The organism is Microbacterium sp., from assembly GCF_039812165.1.
Taxonomy (GTDB): domain Bacteria; phylum Actinomycetota; class Actinomycetes; order Actinomycetales; family Microbacteriaceae; genus Microbacterium.
On the sequence record NZ_JBDIAB010000200.1, the window covers coordinates 1 to 5,056 of the forward strand.

General features: G+C 72.8%; 9 protein-coding genes. 3 read left to right on the forward strand and 6 right to left on the reverse strand.

Going from position 1 to position 5,056, the window contains the following annotated elements:
* Positions 1–271: hypothetical protein (locus WML84_RS12715; RefSeq protein ID WP_347346510.1), on the forward strand; the 271-nt coding region annotated here is incomplete at its 5' end.
* A gap of 126 nt (positions 272–397) precedes the next feature.
* On the opposite strand, the gene WML84_RS12720 is transcribed toward WML84_RS12715, so the two are convergent.
* The 3 genes from WML84_RS12720 to WML84_RS12730 all read right to left on the reverse strand — a co-directional run bounded on the left by WML84_RS12720 (position 398) and on the right by WML84_RS12730 (position 1,891).
* The gene (locus tag WML84_RS12720; protein WP_347346511.1) at positions 398–697 is read right to left on the reverse strand and encodes a hypothetical protein; all 300 of its coding nucleotides are present in this window, start codon (positions 695–697) and stop codon (positions 398–400) included.
* Positions 698–764: 67 nt separating this feature from the next.
* Complete coding sequence (locus WML84_RS12725; protein WP_347346512.1) at positions 765–1,412, reverse strand: hypothetical protein; 648 nt, start codon at positions 1,410–1,412, stop codon at positions 765–767.
* A gap of 14 nt (positions 1,413–1,426) precedes the next feature.
* Positions 1,427–1,891, reverse strand: coding sequence for a MarR family transcriptional regulator (locus tag WML84_RS12730; protein WP_347346513.1), 465 nt, complete (start codon positions 1,889–1,891; stop codon positions 1,427–1,429).
* An 85-nt stretch (positions 1,892–1,976) separates the two neighbouring features.
* Here WML84_RS12730 and WML84_RS12735 point away from each other — a divergent pair, with 85 nt between their 5' ends.
* Positions 1,977–2,480: a GNAT family N-acetyltransferase gene (locus tag WML84_RS12735; protein WP_347346514.1), complete on the forward strand. Its 504-nt coding sequence runs from the start codon at positions 1,977–1,979 to the stop codon at positions 2,478–2,480.
* 89 nt (positions 2,481–2,569) lie between these two features.
* Here WML84_RS12735 and WML84_RS12740 read toward each other — a convergent pair whose 3' ends face one another.
* The gene (locus WML84_RS12740; RefSeq protein WP_347346515.1) at positions 2,570–2,866 is read right to left on the reverse strand and encodes a DUF503 domain-containing protein; all 297 of its coding nucleotides are present in this window, start codon (positions 2,864–2,866) and stop codon (positions 2,570–2,572) included.
* A 108-nt stretch (positions 2,867–2,974) separates the two neighbouring features.
* Here WML84_RS12740 and WML84_RS12745 point away from each other — a divergent pair, with 108 nt between their 5' ends.
* Positions 2,975–3,466, forward strand: coding sequence for a bifunctional nuclease family protein (locus WML84_RS12745; protein ID WP_347346516.1), 492 nt, complete (start codon positions 2,975–2,977; stop codon positions 3,464–3,466).
* 7 nt (positions 3,467–3,473) lie between these two features.
* On the opposite strand, the gene WML84_RS12750 is transcribed toward WML84_RS12745, so the two are convergent.
* Entirely contained in the window at positions 3,474–4,553 is a 1,080-nt protein-coding gene (locus WML84_RS12750) for a DNA polymerase IV (RefSeq protein WP_347346517.1), read from the reverse strand.
* A gap of 72 nt (positions 4,554–4,625) precedes the next feature.
* On the reverse strand, positions 4,626–4,988 hold the full coding sequence (locus WML84_RS12755) for a VOC family protein (protein WP_347346518.1): 363 nt from the start codon (positions 4,986–4,988) through the stop codon (positions 4,626–4,628).
* Positions 4,989–5,056: the final 68 nt, after the last annotated feature.

Sequence of the window (5,056 nt, forward strand, 5' to 3'; positions counted from 1 at the left end):
CTCGCTGTGGGATCACCTCGCCGGGATCGCGCCGACCAACCTCGGCTATCTCGCGCCGGTCGATCTCACCGCCCACGTCCGAGAGGCGTCGCCCGCCGCGATCGCCCCGGAGGAGGGGCCCGACGACGCGCGTCGTGCACGCGCGTCGCGCGACGAGCTGCTCGAGCGCGCGCGTCGTGAGGCGGCGGAGGCGGCCGCGGCCGCCGCGCGCGCCCGAGCCGAACGCGCCCGCCCGGCGCGTCTGTGGCCCGAGATCGAGTGGATCGACTGACGGTCACGGACCGGGCGAGGCCGGGCAGCCGCTCGCTCGCAGCCGCACCGTCGCCGTGACCCGCGATCGGGAACGACCCCCCAGCGTCCCGCCTCCGACCCGGGGGCCGAGACCGGCCGACCGGCGTCAGCGCCGGTGGCGCAGTCCCGTCTCGATCACGATGCGGTTGCCCTCGATCACGCCGGGCCCGTCGCTCGGGATCGGAGCGGGCGCCGGCATGGTCTGCTCGGCGGTCCAGATCGCGCGCGCCTCGGCGGCGGTCGGACGCCAGATGTCGTCGAACCCGAGCAGCGACCCGGACGACAGGCTCGCCTCGCCGCGCGCCCGCTTGCGCCGCTCGTCGACGTAGCCCCACAGCATCGCGACCGGCATGATCGCGAGCATCGCGAGGAAGCCCCACATCATGATCGCCGCGAGCACGTCCATGCCCTCAGCGTAGGTCGGCGCGGGCGCGCGCGGCTCCGCCCCACGGGGGAGATCGCGTCGTGCGCGCCTACGGCATGTGCTCGCGCACCGCTGCCATGAAGCCGCCCAGGTCGTCGACCCACAGCCGCACGCGCGCGACCTCGTGCGCGCCCCCGCGTGGAGGTCGTCCGGGAAGCGTCACCCCCACCGACCGTTCGAGCTCGATCTCGACGTTGGTCTCGTTCTGCATGCGCACCGACAGCGTGCTCGTGCCGCCGGCATCCGTCACCCGCGGCGTCTTCGGCTCGTCGACGCGACGAGACCGGGCGACCGAGACGATGTCGTCCCACGACAGCGCGACGTCGGTCTCGAGCCCCTCCCGCACCTGGATGCCACGGGGCCCGACCGTGTGCGGGTACATGAAGAACGCGCACAGGAACCCGATCATCCACGTGAGGCCCCACACGCCCACGATCAGGAGGATCACGCGGACGACCGGCCACCGGTGCACGATGAGGTCGATGATCGGGATCTCGACCGCCGACAGCACGATGAAGATCACGAGGATCGTGAGGACCGGCCGATGATAGGTGAACGCGCGCGCACCGCGAGGGACGGCGGGGCGTCGCGCGATCGCGCGACCGATGCTCGCGTAGACGCGCGACTCCATGCGGGTCGCGCGCCGGAACAGCGCACGCGTGCGCGAGGTCCCCGGAGCGGACGGGGCGGTCGTCATCGCGGCATCCGTGCTCATCGGGATGCCGCGTCGTCGGCGGACTCGTCCGCCTCGGCGATCAGCTGCGCGAGCCGCACCGCGATCGCGTCGAGCCCGCGTTCGAGTGCCGCTCGATCGTCGCCGGCGACGGCGTCGAGGAGACGCGCGCTCAGCTCGGCGTGCTCGCGCGCGGTGCGGGTCATGAGCTCGACGCCGGCGCCCGTCAGCTCGACGAGGTGGGCGCGCCGGTCGGCGGGATGAGGTGCGCGCCGGACGAAGCCGGCGGTCTCCAGGGCGTCGACGAGCGCGCTGATGTTGCGGGGCGTGACGTCCAGCTCGGTGGCGAGGGCCTGCTGCGTGGCGGGGCCGGAGTGATGGACGACCCACAGCACGGCCATGCGCGCGCCGGACAGCTCGGTGCCGGCGAACGCGCGCGCCATGTCCCGCTGTAACACGTCTGCGATCAGCAGCAGTCGGTCGAGGAGGAGACGCTCGGGCATATGAGTACCTTACTTCATGATTACCGAATGTAACTATGTCGACGGCGCGCATCGGCGGGGGCGGTGCGGCGGATACGCTCGGACGGTGACATCCCGCACCCTGCCCGACGGCGCGATCCTCCGCGCCGGCCGACCGGGCGACGAAGCCGGCATCCTCGACTGCATCACCGCGCTCGCGGTCTACGAGCGCGAGCCGGATGCCGTCGAGAACACCGTCGTGGCGCTCACCGAGACCCTGTTCGGCCCCGACCCGCGCGCGTTCGTGCACGTGGTCGAGCGCGACGGCCGCATCGTCGGCATCGCGATCTGGTTCGTCACGTACTCGACGTGGACCGGTCGGCACGGGATCTGGCTCGAGGACCTGTTCGTCGGCCCGGAGCAGCGCGGACGCGGGTACGGGAAGGCACTCCTCGCGTCGCTCGCCGCGGTGTGCGTCGAGCGCGGCTACTCGCGGCTGGAATGGACGGTGCTCGACTGGAACGCGCCGTCGATCGCGTTCTACGACTCGCTCGGCGCCGTGCCGATGGACGAGTGGACCACACGACGCCTCGTCGGCGCCGATCTCGAGCTGCTCGCCGCGGGCGCCTGAGGCCTCGATGGCGCTCTGTGTCGGCGCCGGACGGGGCGGCGAGCGGATGCCGGGATGATGGCCGAGTCGAAAGGGCGCCGGCGGCTCGCTCAGTCCTCGCTCGAATGGAGCCCGTGCCGCGCCGAGAGCACGGTGACCTCGGGGTGCTCCTCGGCGAGCAGGCGCTCCGCGCGATCGAGCACGTCGCGCACGTGCGAGGCGCCCCCCGCCACCACCGACACGCCGATCGTCGCGCGCCGGTGCAGGTCGTGCGCGCCGACCTCGGCCGCGGCGACCTCGGTGCGCCGGCTCAGGTCGGCGATGATCGGGCGGAGGACGCCCCGCTTCTCCTTCAGCGAGTGCACGTCGCCGAGCAGCACGTCGAACTCGATCCATCCGATCCACACGTGTGCGAGTCTGCCAGGACCCCGCGACATCGGCGGCATCGGCCCCGCGCCGGTGCACGCGTGCCTACCATGGCAGACGGGGGCTGCCTCGACGGGAAGGGGGCCATCATGGTCCAGGCACGCATCGCCGGGCTCGCGGTCGACGCCGCCGGCCAGCACGTCCTGCTGCTGAAACCCATCGACACCCTGCCGGGCGAGGGCGAGGTCCTGCCGATCTGGATCGGGGGACTCGAGGCCACGTCGATCATGATCGCGATCCAGGGCGCACCTGTGCCCCGGCCCCTGGCGCACGACCTCATGCGGTCGCTCCTCGAGACCCTCGAGGCCGAGGTCGCCGGCGTCGCCGTCACCCGCATCGACGACGGCACCTACTACGCCGAGATCACGCTGTCCACGGCATCCGGATCGCACGTCGTGGACGCACGTCCCTCGGATGCCGTCGCGCTGGCCGCGCGCACCGGCGCACCGATCACGGTGGCCGACGACGTGATGGACGAGGCCGGCGTGCCCGACATGACCGCCGACGAGGACGACGACGAGCGGCTCGACGAGTTCAAGCGCTTCCTCGACGACGTCGAGCCGGAGGACTTCCGCGGCTGAGCCGTGCTCACCACCCGCTGCGGGTGGGCGTGTGTCCCTGCCGGGCCTCGTCGGGCATCGCCATCTCGGCGCGGACGCCGAGGAGGCGGACGGGGCGGTCGGGCTCGATCCGTTCGACGAGCCGCAGGATCTCGGCGGTCACCGTGTCGCGATCGAACGTGTCGGCGACCTTGTGGGTGAACGTCTTCGTGAGGAACGGCGCGTAGCGCACCTTCAGCCCGACGCCGACGACCGGCCGCCCCTCGGCCGAGACGTCGTCGAGCACCTGGACGATCAGCTCGCGCGCCGCCTGCTGGATCCCCGCGCGCTCGGTGAGGTCGCGCTGGAACGTCGTCTCGCGGCTGTGCCCGCGCGCCACCCAGGGCGTGTCGTCCACGACGGCGGAGCCCTCGCCCCGCCCGAGCTGCGCGTACCACGGGCCCATCCGCGGGCCGAACTCGGCGACCAGCACGCCGTCGTCGGCGGTCGCGAGCTGTGTGACGGTGCGGATGCCGTGGGCCGCCAGTCGCCGCGAGATCTTCGTGCCGACGCCCCACAGGTCGATCGTCGGCCGGTCGCCCATGACCTCGAGCCAGTTCGCGGCGGTCAGCCGGAAGCGTCCGCGCGGCTTGCCGAAGCCCGTCGCGACCTTGGCGCGCACGAGCGTGTCGCCGATGCCGATGCTGCAGTGCAGCGCCGTGCGGTCGAGCACCGCCCGCTGCACGCGCCGCGCGTACTCCTCCGGGTCGTCGGTCCGCACGCCGAGGAACGCCTCGTCCCACCCGAGCACCTGCACGACGGCTCCCGGCTGCTCCCGCAGGGTCGCCATGACCTCCTCCGACGCCGCGGTGTACGCGGGGCCGTCGACCGCGAGGATCACGGCGTCGGGCACCTTGCGGGCCGCGATGCGCAACGGCATCCCGGACCCGACGCCGTACGCGCGCGCCTCGTACGACGCGGTCGACACGACGGCCCGCTCGGTGGGGTCGCCGCGGCCGCCCACGATGACCGGCCGGCCGGCGAGCTCGGGTCGGCGGAGCACCTCGACCGCGGCGATGAACTGGTCGAGGTCGACGTGCAGCACCCACTGCCGCGGACCGTCGCTCATGCGGTCCAGTCTGCCGGGAACCCCTGACGACATCGACCCCGTGGACCGGGCGCGCCCGGCCGCCGCCGGGGCTCAGCCGGAGAAGCTGCCCTCGAACAGGCCCAGGAGGTTGCCGTCCGGATCCTCGAACACGGCCCACCAGCTGGTCTCGCTGATCGGGGCCTTCGCGAGCACGACGCGACCGCCGGACGCCTCGACCTTCGCGAGCACCTCGTCGATCGAGTCGACCTCCACGATGCTGCGCGGCTGCACGAACTCCTCGTTGCGCTCGACCAGCGCGCCGCCGGAGATCTTGTTCGGCGCCTGCCACATCGGATAGCCCTCGAAGCCCGGCGGCTCTGCGATCTGCCAGCCGAAGAGGTCGGCGTAGAGGCGGGACCCCGCGGCCAGGTCGGCGACCGGGATCTCGAGGTGGGTGATGTCTCCGTGCGCCATGACGGCTCCTCACGTCGTCGGGATTCTCTGCCGCGACGTTACGTCGGGCCACCGGCATCCGCAACGGG